The following is a 13,753-nucleotide window of genomic DNA, read 5'->3' on the forward strand; positions in this document are numbered from 1 at the left end:
TTATTGCGACCTCAGAGGCCCCCGCCCCTGTCAGAGATGCGCGAGGTAGCTCGTTACCGCGGGGCGCACAGTGGATTGCCCTGCATTGCGCGCCTGCTGGATCACCTGCCGCAGTTCCCCCAGATCGGCGCGGCGGATCAGATGTTTGACCGGACCGATCGAAGCGGGTCGCATCGAAAGCGTACGAATGCCGAGCGCCGCGAAGGTCAGCGCCTCGATCGGGCGCCCCGCATCCTCGCCGCAGAAGCTGAGGCTCGTGTTCGAAACCGCGCAGCGTGCGATGATCCGCTCAAGGAAGTTCAGGAAGGACCCGTCAAGCGTATCGTAGCGGCGACGCACCCGTTCGTTCTCGCGGTCGGCGGCGAAGAAGAACTGCTTCAGATCGTTGCCGCCGATCGAGATGAAATCGCAATCTCGATAGAAGCTGTCCGGCGCGAAGCCGAGGCTCGGGGTTTCCAGCATCGCGCCGATGCGCAACTCCTCGGGCACGGTGCGGCCCAACTGGGCCTCGCGATCGCGGACCCGCAGCAAGGTATCGCGCGCGGCGTAGAATTCCTCGGGGAGCGCGATGAAGGGAAACATGATCGACGTCGGGCGTCCGTCGGCTGCGCGCAAGAGCGCCTGCAGCTGCATTCGCAGGATACCCGGCTTGTCGAGCCCCACCCGCAGCGCGCGCCAGCCCATCGCCGGGTTCGGCTCGTCCTGCGGCTTCATGTAGGGAACCACCTTGTCGGAGCCGATATCAAGCGTGCGGAAATTCACCCGTCGGCCGTCGGCCGCGTCCATCACCCGCTTGTAGAGCTGAACCAACTCGTCGCGGCGTGGCACCTTTGTGCGGGTCAGGAATTGCAGTTCGGTGCGGAACAGCCCCACCCCATCAGCGCCGGAGCCCTTCAGGGAGGGCAGATCCGCCATCAGCCCAGCATTCATCATCAGCGAGACAATCTGGCCCGATCGATCGACCGCAGGTTGGTCGCGCAGCGAGGCATAGCGTTTCTGTGCCTCGGCCTGCATCGCGATCTTGTCGCGGAATGCATGCGCTACACTTTCCTCTGGCCGCAGGTGCACCACGCCCTGATCACCGTCGACGAGGATCGGGTCACCGTTCAGTGCCTCCGCCGTAATCCGGCCCGCATGGATCACCAGCGGAATCGAGAGCGCGCGGGTGACGATCGCGGCATGCGAGCCGACGGAACCCTCCTCCAGCACCACGCCCTTGAGTTTGCGATCATAGTCGAGAAGTTCCGCCGGGCCGATATTGCGGGCCACGAGCACCGGGTTTTCGGGCATCTCGGCACCGGTATCGCTGCCCTGCCCCGTCAGCTGCCGCAGCAGGCGGTTCGACAGGTCGTCGAGATCGTTGAGCCGTTCGCGCAGGTACGGATCGGGCGCCTTGCGCATCCGGTCGCGCGCGGCGTTCTGCTCCTTCTCGACCGCAGCTTCGGCAGAGAGGCCCGCTGCGATGTCTTCGAGCATCCGCCGTTTCCAGCCCTTGGAGGCGGCGAGCATCTTGAAGGTCTCCAGCACCTGCCGCTGATCCTTGTCGATCAGGGTCGGGCTGGCGAGCATCTCGTCGATCTTGCCGCGCAGTTCGGTGATGGCCTCCTCGAGGCGCGCGGCCTCGGCCTCGGGATCTTCGGCGACCGGGTTCGTCACGACGACGCGCGGCTCGTGCAGCCAGACGCGCCCCTCGGCGGCGCCTTCCTGACCGGTCGCACCGCGGAACATGACCGGGAAGCGGTGAGTCGCGCCGATCTCGGAATTCTCGCCGCCGGTGAAAGCGCCAAGCTCGGTCATTTCGGCCAGCACCATCGCGACCACCTCGAGCCCATAAAGTTCGTCATCCGAGAAGCTGCGCTCGTCCTTCGACTGCACGACCAGAACGCCCAGCTTTTCCCCCACGCGCTGGATCGGCACGCCGACGAAGCTGGAGTAAATCTCTTCGCCCGTCTCCGGCATGTAGCGGAAGCCCGGCTCGGAGGGCGCATCGGCGGAGTTGATCGGGCGGCCCGACCGCGCCACGCGCCCCACGAGACCTTCGCCCAGACGCATCCGCGTGTGGTGGACAGCCTCTGCCTTCAGACCTTCGGTCGCGCAAAGCTCTAGCGTTTCGGGATCGCGGAACAGATAGATGGAGCACACTTCGGTGCCCATCGAATCCGCGATGATCTGGGTGATGTGGTTGAGCCGGTCCTGCCCGTCGCCCTCCGTGGCCAGCGTATCGCGCAGGCGTCGCAACAGCGTGCGACTATCACTTTCGCTCAGTTCCACCATCCGCGCAGGTCGTCCCTGTTGCTGCGGCCCTTCGGGTTACTCAGGCCTTGTCGAGTTCGAAGGCATCATGCAGGGCCTGAACCGCCAGTTCCAGATATTTGCGGTCGACCAGCACCGAAATCTTGATTTCCGACGTGGAGATAACCTTGATGTTGACGTTTTCGGCGGCCAGCGCCTTGAACATCTTCGCGGCGACCCCCGCGTGGGAACGCATGCCGATCCCGACGACGGAGATTTTCGCCACGTCCTCGTCTGCGACCAGCTCGTCGAACTGGATCAGACCGGCGTCGCGAGCGTCTTCCATCGCCTTGCGGGCGCGGGCCACCTGATTGACCGGGCAGGAGAAGGTCATGTCGGTGACCTTGACCTCATGCTCGGCCTGACGCTCGGAGATGTTCTGGACGATCATGTCGACATTCACACCGGCATCCGCGAGCGGCCCGAAGATCGCGCTGGCGATACCGGGGCGGTCCTCGACCGTCACGAGGGTCATTTTCGCTTCGTCGCGGGAAAAGGCGACGCCGGAGACAACTTTCGATTCCATGATTTTATCCTCGTCGCAGACCAGAGTGCCCGAATTCTCCGTGGTTTCCTCGAAGGAGCTTAGCACGCGCAGCGGCACCTTGTAGCGCATCGCGAGCTCGACCGAGCGGGTTTGCAGAACCTTCGCCCCGAGGCTCGCGAGTTCTAGCATCTCCTCGAAGGCGATGCGGTCGAGCTTGCGCGCCTTGGAGGAGACGCGCGGGTCGGTGGTGTAAATGCCGTCGACATCGGTGTAGATGTCGCATCGCTCCGCGCCGAACGCAGCGGCGAAAGCCACAGCGGTCGTGTCCGAGCCGCCCCGGCCGAGCGTCGTGATCCGGTTCTCCGGCGACAGCCCCTGGAAGCCGGCGATCACCGCGACCTTGAAGCCTTCGGAGAATTTCTGGTCAAGATTTTCGCGCGGGATCGACACGAAGCGCGCCGCGCCATGCGCAGAGGTCGTGTTGATCGGCACCTGCCAGCCCTGCCAGCTGCGCGCGGAGACGCCCATCTCCTGCAGGCGCAGCGACATCAGGCCGGCGGTGATATTCTCACCCGAGGAGACCACGGCGTCGTATTCGCGCGCATCGTAGAGCGGCGACGTGGTCTCGACCCAGTTGACGAGTTCGTTGGTCTTGCCCGACATCGCGGAGACGATCACGATGACATCGTAACCGCGCTCGACTTCACGCTTCACCTTTTCGGCGGCGTTTGCGATCCGGTCGAGATCGGCGACGGAAGTGCCGCCGAATTTCATCACCAGAATGGGCATGGAAATCCCCCTTGGGCAGAGTCGCGCCTCTGCTAGCTCAAGCCGTTGGGGCACGCAAGAGATTTGGCGTTTCCGGGCCTGCAGATCGGCTCGGGGGCGCTGCCCCTCTTCGCGTTCGCGAACTCACCCCGGGATATTTGGAAAGAGCGAAAAGGGTCAGTTCGTCTTGCGAGTCGACAGGAAGGGCAGCGGCAGAACCGGGAGCCCGTCCTCGAGCATCTTGCGCGCGTCGTCGAGTTTCGCCTCTCCGTGGATCGCGCGTTTCTTGGCGGTGCCCTCGTGCATCGCGCGCGCTTCGGTAGCGAAGTTCATGCCGACGTAATCGGAGTTCTTCTCGATCTCGCGACGCATCGCAGCAAGAGCCTGCTCGGCCTCGGAATGCGGCTGCGAGAGGGGGCGTTCAGGCGCGCCCTCCTGCGTTTTGCGTGTCTGCGCGACGGGCGGCGCCATCAGCGATTTCTCGACGTTTTTCGAGCCGCAAACCGCACATTCCAGCTGGCCTGCGGATTTGAGCGCCTCGAACCCGGAGGCCGAGGGAAACCAACTGTCGAAGCGGTGCTCATTCTCGCATTGCAGCGTATAACGGATCATCTCTGCATCTCCCGAATGGGTAAGCAAATAGGCTATTTAACCCGCGATGCAAGCATATTGGCGCAGGTCATAGACGCGCGATGAGCGCGGTTGCGATGCTTTCGACATCGGCTGGCGGCCCAAGCGCCGCCCGCGCGGCGCGCGCCATTTCCGCCTGTTCGTCGGCGTCGAGCGTGGCGAACGCAGCGGCGAGATCCGACTCGGTCGCGCAAAGCCGCGCGCCGCCTGCCGCGTCGAGTGCGGCATAGGCTGCGGCGAAATTCGCGACATCCGGACCATGCAGCAAAGCGCAGTCGAAGCTCGCCGGTTCATAGGGGGTATGACCGCCCTTTTCGACAAGCGAGCCGCCCACGAAGCACAGGCCCGCGCTCGCATACCAGCGGCCCATTTCGCCCAGCGTATCGGCCAGATAGACCTCCGCGGTCGGGGGCCCGTCCTTCGAGCGGGTGGTATGACGCAGCCCGGCCTTGGCGATCAGAGCTGCGATCTGGGGCGCACGGCGGGGATGGCGCGGGGCGAGGATCAGGCGCAGGCCCGGTCGGTGCGTGCGCGCCTTCGCAAAGGCGGCGAGGATCGTCGCGTCTTCCCCCTCATGGGTCGACGCGGCCAACACCGTGTCGCTGCGCGGCCAGCCGAGCGGCACGCCCGGTGCGACGGTTATCGAGGTCTTGAGGTTGGCGGGGGGCATCAGCCGCTCTTGCGGCAGGCCAAGGTCGAGGAACCGCGCCTCGGACCCCGCATCCTGCGCCGAGAGCGCGGTGATCTGCGCCACCATCGGCTGCGCGATGCCAATCTTCGCCCAGCGCGCCGCCGAGCGGGCCGACATCCGGGCACCGATCACAAAGATCGAACGCTGTGCATCGGCCATCAGCGCCATGCGGTTCGGCCACAGCTCGTTCTCGATCACGACCAGCGCGCGCGGGGCATGGCGCGACAGGAACCGCCGCAGCACCGCACGATGGTCGAGCGGCGCCATACGGATCGCGATGCGGGCATCGTTCCAGCCCTGCCCCAGCGCGCGCGCCGTCACCGTGTTCACCGTCACCAACAGCTGCAACGCAGGATCGGCGGCCAGCAGCGCTTCGATCAAAGGCTTGGCGGAGGTCAGTTCACCATTCGAGGCCGCGTGCAGCCACAATCGTCCCGGCGCGGCCTCCCCACCGCCCAACCGCTCCAACAAAGCGACCCGGCTTTCGCGTCCGCGCAGAACGCGCCAGAGCAACGCCGCCAGAACAGGCAGGCTCGCGATACTGACGAGAAGGCGGTAAAGGACCATGAAAGGCTCCGGCGAGATTTGCGCCATAGAACGGATCACCCCCCTCACAGGCAAGCCCCTCCTTGCGTTTTCGCAAAGCGACTTTGCGCGAATGAACGGTCCATGGCCTTGTTTCCCGGACGGCAGCTTGCGAAAGTCCTGCCCGGAGGCGCAGTTCGGGAGGGGCTTATGGAGCAATACGATTACATCGTGGTCGGGGGCGGCAGCGCAGGCTGCGTTCTGGCCAACCGACTGTCGGAGAACCCCAAGCACAAGGTGCTGCTGCTGGAAGCCGGCGGGCGTGACAACTACCACTGGGTCCACATCCCCGTCGGTTATCTCTATTGCATCGGCAACCCGCGCACCGACTGGGGTTTCAAGTCGAAAGCCGAAGCCGGACTGAACGGGCGCGAACTGCTCTATCCACGCGGGCGCATCCTCGGCGGCTGCTCCTCGATCAACGGCATGATCTACATGCGCGGCCAGGCCCGCGATTACGACATGTGGGCGCAGGCGGGCAATCCCGGCTGGGGCTGGGACGACGTGCTGCCGCTGTTCAAGAAGCAGGAAGATTTCTATCGCGGCGAGAGCGACCTGCATGGCGCTGGCGGCGAATTGCGGGTCGAAGAAGCCCGCGTGCGCTGGGAGATGCTCGATACTTTTCTCGAGGCCGCCGAAGAGGCCGGGTTCCCACGCACCGACGATTTCAACACCGGCACCAATGAGGGCGGCGGCTATTTCCACGTCACTCAGAAATCCGGCTGGCGCTGGAGCGCGGTGAAAGCCTTCCTGAAACCCGCGATGCAACGCCAGAACCTGCGGATCGAAACCAATGCGCAGGTCGAGAAGCTCCTGATCGAAGAGGGGCGCGTAATCGGCATCCGCTACAACCAGAACGGACAGAGCCACGATGTGAAGGCGGGCGAGACGGTGCTCTCGGCGGGCTCGATCGGCTCGGTCCAGATCCTCGAGCTCTCGGGAATCGGGCGCGGCGACGTGCTGTCCCAGCACGGCATCACCCCGGTGGCCGAAGTGAACGGTGTGGGCGAGAACCTGCAGGACCACCTGCAACTGCGCGTGATCTACAAGGTCTCGGGCGTCAAGAGTCTCAACACCATGGCCTCGACCCTCTGGGGCAAGGCGAAGATCGGGATGGAATATGCGCTGTTCCGCTCGGGGCCGATGTCGATGTCGCCGTCGCAGGTGGGCATCTTCACCCGCAGCTTCCCCGAGAAGGAGACGCCCGATCTGGAGTATCACGTCCAGCCGGTCAGCCTCGACAAGTTCGGCGACGCGGTCCACGCTTTCCCCGGCATGACGGCGAGCGTGTGCAACCTTCGCCCCGAGAGCCGCGGCCATGTGCATATCACCTCTCCCGATTTCCGCGCCCATCCCGAAATCGCGCCGAATTACCTCTCGACCGAGGGCGACCGCCGCGTCGCCGTCGAAGCGATCCGGCAGGTCCGCCGTGTCGCCTCGCAACCGGCCTTCGCGAAATACAAGCCCGAGGAATATAAGCCCGGCCCGGACTATCAGACCGAAGCTGAGCTGGTGAAAGCCGCGGGCGATATCGGCACCACGATCTTCCATCCCGTCGGCACTTGCCGGATGGGGCCTGATGACGGTGCAGTGGTCGATCCGCGGCTACGGCTGAAAGCCCTGAAAGGGCTGCGCATCGCGGATGCCTCGGTGATGCCGACGATCACCTCGGGCAACACCAACGCACCGACGATGATGATCGCCGAAAAGGCGGCGCAGATGATCCTTGAGGACGCGAAGGGCTGAGAAGCTGCTCTCGCCTAGTGGTACGTAGAGGGGCGCTGCCCCCGCTCCTTCGGAGCCCCCCGGGATATTTTCGACAAGAGGAAGCGAAGCTACCTTTCTCTTGGTCTAAATATCCCCGCCGGAGGCATTCGACGGAAAACAGGGGCGCGGCGTCGCGATCACTTGGCGATGCGGGCGACAAGCTCCTCGCGCAGAACGCCCTCATCGGTGCCGGTGTCCCGGGCAAGGCGCTTCAGCCCAAAATGGACGCGGGCGATTTCCTGATAATAGCTGGTGAAGGCGTAGTTCACCGCAGCGCCCGCGACTGCGCCCAGAAGCGGGGCGGCCTGGGCGGCGAGTTTCTGACCCAGCACGATCGACAGGCGAGGCGCGACCTTTGCGATCAGCGACTTCATGCTCGACCCGGTGATCGTCGCGCGCGCGGCGAGGAAGCTCAGATCCATCCCGTCATCATCCTCGAGCGGCCCGGCAGATGCGAAGACCCGCAGACATTCGAGCCGCACTTCCTCGGAGGCCGGGTCAAAGCCGTGTTCGGCGGCGATGCCCTGTATGGCGCGCAGTAGCATCGTGACCGTGAAGGGCAACTCGGCGAGCGAACTGCCCAGACCGCCGACGCCGCCTGCGGCCCCCATTGCGGTGGTCAGCGTGCGGTTCATCCAGTCGGGCCGGTCCGCGACGATTCCGCGCGAGCGCTCGGCGGCTGTCATCGCGCCCGAAAGCGCGCGCTCGGTCGCCCCATCCAGACCGTTGCGCACGGGCCCCGGCAATTTGCTCAGAAGCCCTTCGGCGGAACCTCCGACATAGCCGATCAGCTGCATCACCACGCCGCCCGCAGCGCGGTGGCGTTTCGCGAGGGTGTCGAGCTGGCCCAGAATCGCAGGGTCGCTTACGGGGGGAAGAATATCTGCCATCATCGCCTCCTTGCCTTTTCCAGATATGGGGCGGCGGGAGCGCTTCGGCAATCAGTCGTCTTTCTCGACCTGACCGTGCACGCCCTCCCAGGCACCGGGCACCAGTTCGAGTCCCAGAACGCGGTCGGGATTGGTGGGCGGCGGCATCTCGACTTCGTCGAGCTTTGAAAAGCCAAAGCGCTGGTAATAGGGCGCGTCGCCCACCAGCAGCACACGCTCCCAGCCGAGATCGGCGGCGCGCGAGAGGCTTTCGTGCATCAGAATTCCGCCCAGGCCTTCGCCCTGCCGCGTCGGGTGGACCGCGATCGGCCCGAGCAGCAGGACGCGCTTGCCGCCGACCCGCACCGGCCAGTAGCGGATTACGGCGGCAAGGATGCCGTCCTGACGCAGCGTGAGGCAAAGCTCCCGGACCGGATCGACGCCGTCGCGAAGGCGATAGGAGGACAGCGCCGTGCGGCCCGGCGCGAAGCAGAGGTCGTAGAGCGCCTCGACCTCCCACCAGTCCTCTGCCGTCTCTTGCGCGAGCTCGTGCATCGCCGCCCCTTTCAGGCTGCCCCTTTCCTGCGCGGTAGCATGCGCTAAGTTCGGGATCAAACAGGAGAAAGCATGTTCTATCGCACCTCGGATGGCCACCCGCTCGCGCATAACCCGTTCAACTCCATCGTCGCCCCACGCCCGATCGGCTGGATTTCGACGCGCAGCGAGATGGGCGACAATCTCGCGCCCTATTCCTTCTTCAACGCGGTCGCCTATACGCCGCCGCAGGTGATCTTCGCCTCGACCGGGGTGAAGCCCGACCGCGACGGCACGAAGGACAGCGTCTCGCAACTGCGCGAGGCGGGGGTGTTCTGCGCCAATCTCGTGACCTATGCGCTGAAGGACCAGATGAACGCCTCCTGCGCCAACTATCCCGCGGGCACCGACGAATTCGCCGAATGCGGGATCGAGAAAGCGGAATGCGAGACCATCGACTGCCCGCGCGTGGCGGCGGCGCCCGCCTCGCTCGAATGTCGCGTCGTGCAGGTCATCAAGCTCTTGGGCGAGGGTAATTACCTCGTTCATGGCGAAGTGACCGGCATCCATATCGCCGATGATTGCCTGAAGGACGGGCTCTATTCGCCGCCCGACCGTCTGGTGCGGCTCGGCAATCGCGGCGATTACGCGGCCGTGTCGGAAACCTTCGAGATGCTGCGGCCTAAGCTCTGACCCGCGCGCGGATCCGGCTGCGGCGGCCTTCGACCAACGTGTAGAGGCCGCTCGCCACGATCAGCGCCGCGCCGAAGATCATGGCGGTGTCAGGCCGCTCGCCGAACACGACCGCCCCGAGGATCAGCGCGAAGATCAGGCGGGTGTAGCGGAAGGGCGTGATGACCGAAACCTCGCCCATACGCATCGCTTTCGTCAGCGACCAATAGGCGAGGCTGCCGAAGGCCACCGCGCCGGCCACATCGCGCAGCGAAACAAGATCGGGCGTCGTCACACCGCCGAAGATCAGCAGGATCAGTACGCCGGTCGGGATCAGCATCATGAAGCCGTAGAAACTGAGCTGGAAATTCGACAGGACCGGCGGGCAGGCGCGCGTCGCCAGATCGCGGCCCGCGAAGCCCAGCATCCCCAGAACGGTCCAAAGGGCAGCCGGAACGAAGCCGTCGAGGCCGGGACGCAGCACGATCAGCACGCCGATGAACCCGATCCCCACTGCGACCCAGCGCCGGATGCCGACACGCTCGGAAAACACCACCGCCGCGCCCGCGACGACGACGAGCGGTGTCGCCTGCAGGATCGCGGAGGCGTTCGAGAGCGGCGTCAGCGCGATCCCCAGCGTATAGCCGAGACGCCCAATCACTTCGAGCGCGAGCTTGATCAGCAGCGGCTTCGAGGCGAGCGCCGGGTGCAGCAGCCGCTGCCCTCGCGCCATGATGAGGGTTGCGAAGACTGCCATGCCGCCAATGCCGAACAGCATCAGCACCACGCCCACCGCGAGATGGCTCGAGGCGGATTTGACGAACATGTCTTCCATCGCGAAGGCCGCCATCGCGACGACCATCAGCACCGAGCCGCGGATATTTTCCATAGATCCTCTCCCGTGAGGGCTCCCATTTCCCTCGCCCATCGGCGATAGACCGCGCGGCAAGTGGCTGCAATCCCTCTTTCCTCCCGCGCGCGCGGGCCTTAGGCTCGCCGCGACGCGGAAAAGACAGCCGGAGGATGCGCGGAATGGACAGGATGATCGGGGTGATCGGCGGCTCGGGCGTCTATCAGATCAACGGGCTGGAGGCGGCCGAGTGGGTCACCGTCGAGACACCCTTCGGCGCGCCCTCCGATCAGGTGCTGACCGGCAGCCTCGATGGCGTGAAGATGGCTTTCCTGCCCCGCCACGGCCGCGGCCATGTCGAGACGCCGACCACCGTCCCCTACCGCGCCAATATCGCCGCGATGAAACAGCTGGGCGTGACCGATCTCGTCGCCGTCTCCGCAGTGGGCTCGCTGAAAGAGGCCTATGCGCCGGGCGATTTCCTGATTGTGGACCAGTATATCGACCGCACCTTCGCCCGCGAAAAGACCTTCTTCGGTCCCGGCATGGTCGGTCATGTCTCGGTGGCCCATCCCGTCTGTGCGGAGCTTTCGACCGCCTGCGCCGAGGCCGCGCGCAAGACCGGCGTCACCGTCCACGAGGGGGGCACCTATGTCGCGATGGAAGGCCCGCAATTCTCCACCAAAGCCGAGAGCGAGCTCTACCGCCAATGGGGCGCTGATGTGATCGGCATGACCGGCATGCCCGAGGCCAAGCTCGCCCGCGAGGCGGAGCTGCATTACGCCTGCGTCGCGATGATCACCGATTACGACTGCTGGCACCCCGATCACGATGCAGTGGACGTGGCGCAGGTCGTTGCCGTCGCGATGAAAAATGCCGATAAGGCGCGCGCTCTGGTCGCGGCCCTGCCGGGTCTGCTGAAAGGCACCGCGGGCGATTGCGCCACCGGCTGTACCCGCGCCCTCGACAGCGCAATCATGACCGCCCCCGACAAGCGCGACCCCGAGATGGCGCGCAAACTGAAGACCATCGCGGGCCGCGTGCTCGAGCTCTGAGGATCCCATGAACGTCAAAGACTATATCCGCACCATCGCCGACTTCCCGCATGAAGGGATCATGTTCCGCGATGTGACCACGCTTTTCGCCGATCCGCGCGGCTTCCGCATGGCGATCGACCAGATGCTTCACCCGTGGGCGGGCCAGCAGATCGACAAGGTCGTGGGGCTGGAGGCGCGCGGCTTCATCATCGGCGGCGCGATCGCGCATCAGCTGTCGAAAGGCTTCGTGCCGATCCGCAAGAAGGGCAAGCTGCCCGGCCAGACGATTTCGCAGGCTTACCAGCTGGAATATGGCGAGGCGGTGATGGAGATGCATGAGGATGCGATCAAGCCCGGCGAGAAGGTTCTGGTCGTCGACGACCTTCTGGCCACCGGCGGCACCGCGCAGGCGGGCATCCAGCTGATCGAACGCGTGGGCGGCGAGATCGTGGGCCTCTCCTTCATCGTCGATCTGCCGGAACTGGGCGGGCGCAAACTGCTCGAAGATCGCGGCATGAATGTCAGCGTGCTCTGCGAATTCGAGGGGGCGTGAGCCCCCGTCCGGTCCCCGCCATTCTCGCCGTCGTGATCCGCGACGGACAGGCCCTGCTGGTGCAACGGGCCAACCCGCCCGATGCCGGGCTATGGGGCTTTCCCGGCGGCAAGGTCGAGCTTGGCGAAACGCTTCTCGCGGCGGCAGAGCGCGAATTGCTGGAGGAAACCGGCGTGCAGGCGCTGGCCACCCATGCCTTCAACGCGCTCGATGTGCTTGCCCATGACGATGCGGGCGCGCTGGAGCATCACTTCGTGCTGATCGCGGTCGAATGTCAGTGGCAGGCCGGAGAGCCGGTCGCCGCCGATGACGCTCTGGATGCGCGCTGGGTCGATGTCGACCGGATGGAGGACGACCTTCCCCTAAGCCGCGATGTAGCACGGATCGCGCGGCAGGCCGCCGCGCTGGGGCCGCGTTAACATCTTTCTTACGCAAATCGACCTAACCTGACCGGGCCAGATGGTTCGGCTGCTTGCAATGACACGTGAACCAGAACGCCGCGCTCCGCCTGCTCTCCTGGCGGGGCGCGTTTCTCTTGCCCTTCAGCGCTCCGCCAGCACCGCGCCGGGGTTCAGGATGCCCTTGGGATCAAGCGCCGCCTTGATCGCGCGCATCGCGGCCAGCTTGCCCGGATCGCCGTAGCGCTCCAGATCGCCCACCTTGAGCCGCCCGATCCCATGCTCGGCCGAGATCGAGCCGCCGAAACGGTCGACCAGATCGTAGACCGTTTCGGGGATCGCGCGACGCAGGTTCTCGTATTCCTTGCGGTCGCGCCCCTCGGCGGGGAAGGCGTTGAAATGCAGATTGCCGTCGCCGACATGGCCGAAGCAGTTGATCCGGATATTGCCGAGGTCGAGAAGAGCGCCACGCGCCTCTTCGATGAAAGCGGCCAGCTTCGGCAGCGGCAGCGAGATGTCGTGGCTCGATATCGACCCGATCCGCTTGTTCGCTTCCGGCAGGCTCTCGCGCAGCGACCACATCTGGGCGCGCTGGCTCTCGGAGCTTGCGATCACCCCGTCGCTGACCAGCCCCTCGGCGGCCTCGAACAGCTCCGCAAGCGCCTCTTCCGGGGTGAGCCCCTCGGGCAGACCGATCTCGATCAGCACCGACCAGTCGGGGCGCGCCTCGAAAGGTTGATGCACCTCCGGTCCGACCTCGTCGAGGAAACGCAGCCCCTGCCCCGAGATCAACTCGAAGGCCGAGACACAGCCCGGCATCCGGGCCTCGGCCAGTTCCAGAAGTTCCAGCGCTGCGGCGGGGCTTTCAACAGCCATCATCGCCGTGCCGACCGCCGCCGGGCGCGGGAAGAGCCGCAGCGTCGCGGCCGTGATGATCCCGAGCGTGCCCTCGGACCCGATCAGCAGGTCCTTCAGATCGTAGCCGGTATTGTCCTTGCGCAGATGCTTGAGGCCGGAGATCACCGTGCCATCGGCCAGCACCGCCTCGACGCCCAGACACAGCTCGCGCGCGTTGCCATAGCGCAGTACGTTCACCCCGCCCGCATTGGTCGCCAGCACACCGCCGATCCGGGCGGAGCCCTGGCTCGCGATGGTCAGCGGAAACAGCCGCTCCACACCTTCCGCCGCCTGCTGCGCCTCAAGCAGAGTCGCGCCTGCCTCGATCTCCAGCACATAGCCGCTGACCGCGCGAACCGCGTTCATTTTCTCGAGGCTCAGGATCACCGGCGCGGGGCCGTCCTCGGTGATCTGGCCGCCAACCAGCCCGGTGCCGCCGCCATAGGGCATCACAGCGACGCCCGCCGCGTGGCAGTGCCTCAGCACCGCAGCGACCTCTTCGGTCGACGTCGGCTTCACCAGCACCCCGCCGATACCGTGATAGCGCCCACGCGGCTCTTCGAGATAGGACGCCCCCGGCGCGCCGAGGCTCAGGCGCGGCACCGCCTCCCGCAGCGTCTCGACGAAACTTTCATCAGCGGCGGTACGCATCTCTGGCTCCTTCGGCTTGGCTTAAGTATCCCGGGGGGCTGGCTGCGCCAGCGGGGGCAGCGCCCCCTCTGC

The 13,753-nt window shown here is 65.5% G+C and carries 13 protein-coding genes; 5 read left to right on the forward strand and 8 right to left on the reverse strand.

The window, feature by feature from the left end; genetic code table 11:
- Positions 1–30: 30 nt before the first annotated feature.
- From ptsP to B6V75_RS16125, 4 genes are all read right to left on the reverse strand, one after another.
- Positions 31–2,274, reverse strand: coding sequence for a phosphoenolpyruvate--protein phosphotransferase (gene ptsP, locus B6V75_RS16110; protein WP_075775926.1), 2,244 nt, complete (start codon positions 2,272–2,274; stop codon positions 31–33).
- A 40-nt stretch (positions 2,275–2,314) separates the two neighbouring features.
- On the reverse strand, positions 2,315–3,568 hold the full coding sequence (locus tag B6V75_RS16115; protein ID WP_075775925.1) for an aspartate kinase: 1,254 nt from the start codon (positions 3,566–3,568) through the stop codon (positions 2,315–2,317).
- A gap of 156 nt (positions 3,569–3,724) precedes the next feature.
- Positions 3,725–4,159 carry a DUF1178 family protein gene (locus tag B6V75_RS16120; RefSeq protein ID WP_088720350.1) on the reverse strand — a complete coding sequence of 145 codons (435 nt, stop codon included), beginning with the start codon at positions 4,157–4,159 and terminating at the stop codon, positions 3,725–3,727.
- Positions 4,160–4,226: 67 nt separating this feature from the next.
- Entirely contained in the window at positions 4,227–5,435 is a 1,209-nt protein-coding gene (locus tag B6V75_RS16125) for a glycosyltransferase N-terminal domain-containing protein (RefSeq protein ID WP_088720477.1), read from the reverse strand.
- Positions 5,436–5,603: 168 nt separating this feature from the next.
- On the opposite strand from B6V75_RS16125, the gene B6V75_RS16130 reads away from it, so the two are divergent.
- A complete protein-coding gene (locus tag B6V75_RS16130) occupies positions 5,604–7,199 on the forward strand; it encodes a GMC family oxidoreductase N-terminal domain-containing protein (RefSeq protein ID WP_088720351.1) in 1,596 nt (531 codons plus the stop codon).
- Between the two features lie 158 nt (positions 7,200–7,357).
- Here the strand turns inward: B6V75_RS16130 and B6V75_RS16135 are convergent, their stop codons facing one another.
- On the reverse strand, positions 7,358–8,113 hold the full coding sequence (locus B6V75_RS16135; protein WP_075775922.1) for an EcsC family protein: 756 nt from the start codon (positions 8,111–8,113) through the stop codon (positions 7,358–7,360).
- Between the two features lie 48 nt (positions 8,114–8,161).
- Positions 8,162–8,644 carry an N-acetyltransferase gene (locus B6V75_RS16140; protein ID WP_088720352.1) on the reverse strand — a complete coding sequence of 161 codons (483 nt, stop codon included), beginning with the start codon at positions 8,642–8,644 and terminating at the stop codon, positions 8,162–8,164.
- Positions 8,645–8,716: 72 nt separating this feature from the next.
- On the opposite strand from B6V75_RS16140, the gene B6V75_RS16145 reads away from it, so the two are divergent.
- Entirely contained in the window at positions 8,717–9,316 is a 600-nt protein-coding gene (locus B6V75_RS16145) for a flavin reductase family protein (protein WP_075775920.1), read from the forward strand.
- On the opposite strand, the gene B6V75_RS16150 is transcribed toward B6V75_RS16145, so the two are convergent.
- On the reverse strand, positions 9,306–10,184 hold the full coding sequence (locus B6V75_RS16150; RefSeq protein ID WP_088720353.1) for a DMT family transporter: 879 nt from the start codon (positions 10,182–10,184) through the stop codon (positions 9,306–9,308). The two genes, B6V75_RS16145 and B6V75_RS16150, sit on opposite strands and share 11 nt — an antisense overlap.
- A 143-nt stretch (positions 10,185–10,327) precedes the next feature.
- Between B6V75_RS16150 and B6V75_RS16155 the strand changes: the two genes are divergently transcribed.
- Genes B6V75_RS16155 through B6V75_RS16165 form a run of 3 tightly spaced genes read left to right on the forward strand, consistent with a single transcriptional unit; the run spans position 10,328 to position 12,154 of the window.
- Entirely contained in the window at positions 10,328–11,200 is an 873-nt protein-coding gene (locus B6V75_RS16155) for an S-methyl-5'-thioadenosine phosphorylase (protein ID WP_088720354.1), read from the forward strand.
- Between the two features lie 7 nt (positions 11,201–11,207).
- Positions 11,208–11,735, forward strand: a complete 528-nt coding sequence (locus tag B6V75_RS16160; RefSeq protein ID WP_088720355.1) for an adenine phosphoribosyltransferase — start codon at positions 11,208–11,210, stop codon at positions 11,733–11,735.
- The gene (locus B6V75_RS16165; protein ID WP_088720356.1) at positions 11,732–12,154 is read left to right on the forward strand and encodes an NUDIX hydrolase; all 423 of its coding nucleotides are present in this window, start codon (positions 11,732–11,734) and stop codon (positions 12,152–12,154) included. The genes B6V75_RS16160 and B6V75_RS16165 overlap by 4 nt, the downstream gene beginning before the upstream one ends.
- A 123-nt stretch (positions 12,155–12,277) precedes the next feature.
- Here the strand turns inward: B6V75_RS16165 and B6V75_RS16170 are convergent, their stop codons facing one another.
- Positions 12,278–13,681: an FAD-binding oxidoreductase gene (locus tag B6V75_RS16170; protein ID WP_088720357.1), complete on the reverse strand. Its 1,404-nt coding sequence runs from the start codon at positions 13,679–13,681 to the stop codon at positions 12,278–12,280.
- Positions 13,682–13,753 lie beyond the last annotated feature (72 nt).

Origin of the sequence: Thioclava sp. F1Mire-8, assembly GCF_002213165.1 — a bacterium.
Taxonomy (GTDB): Bacteria; Pseudomonadota; Alphaproteobacteria; order Rhodobacterales; family Rhodobacteraceae; genus Thioclava; species Thioclava nitratireducens.

Coding starts and splice junctions, on each gene's coding strand:
- ptsP (WP_075775926.1), bottom strand. CDS start 2,274: ATGGTGGAACTGAGCGAAAGTGATAGTCGCACGCTGTTGCGACGCCTG.
- B6V75_RS16115 (WP_075775925.1), bottom strand. CDS start 3,568: ATGCCCATTCTGGTGATGAAATTCGGCGGCACTTCCGTCGCCGATCTC.
- B6V75_RS16120 (WP_088720350.1), bottom strand. CDS start 4,159: ATGATCCGTTATACGCTGCAATGCGAGAATGAGCACCGCTTCGACAGT.
- B6V75_RS16125 (WP_088720477.1), bottom strand. CDS start 5,435: ATGGTCCTTTACCGCCTTCTCGTCAGTATCGCGAGCCTGCCTGTTCTG.
- B6V75_RS16130 (WP_088720351.1), top strand. CDS start 5,604: ATGGAGCAATACGATTACATCGTGGTCGGGGGCGGCAGCGCAGGCTGC.
- B6V75_RS16135 (WP_075775922.1), bottom strand. CDS start 8,113: ATGATGGCAGATATTCTTCCCCCCGTAAGCGACCCTGCGATTCTGGGC.
- B6V75_RS16140 (WP_088720352.1), bottom strand. CDS start 8,644: ATGCACGAGCTCGCGCAAGAGACGGCAGAGGACTGGTGGGAGGTCGAG.
- B6V75_RS16145 (WP_075775920.1), top strand. CDS start 8,717: ATGTTCTATCGCACCTCGGATGGCCACCCGCTCGCGCATAACCCGTTC.
- B6V75_RS16150 (WP_088720353.1), bottom strand. CDS start 10,184: ATGGAAAATATCCGCGGCTCGGTGCTGATGGTCGTCGCGATGGCGGCC.
- B6V75_RS16155 (WP_088720354.1), top strand. CDS start 10,328: ATGGACAGGATGATCGGGGTGATCGGCGGCTCGGGCGTCTATCAGATC.
- B6V75_RS16160 (WP_088720355.1), top strand. CDS start 11,208: ATGAACGTCAAAGACTATATCCGCACCATCGCCGACTTCCCGCATGAA.
- B6V75_RS16170 (WP_088720357.1), bottom strand. CDS start 13,681: ATGCGTACCGCCGCTGATGAAAGTTTCGTCGAGACGCTGCGGGAGGCG.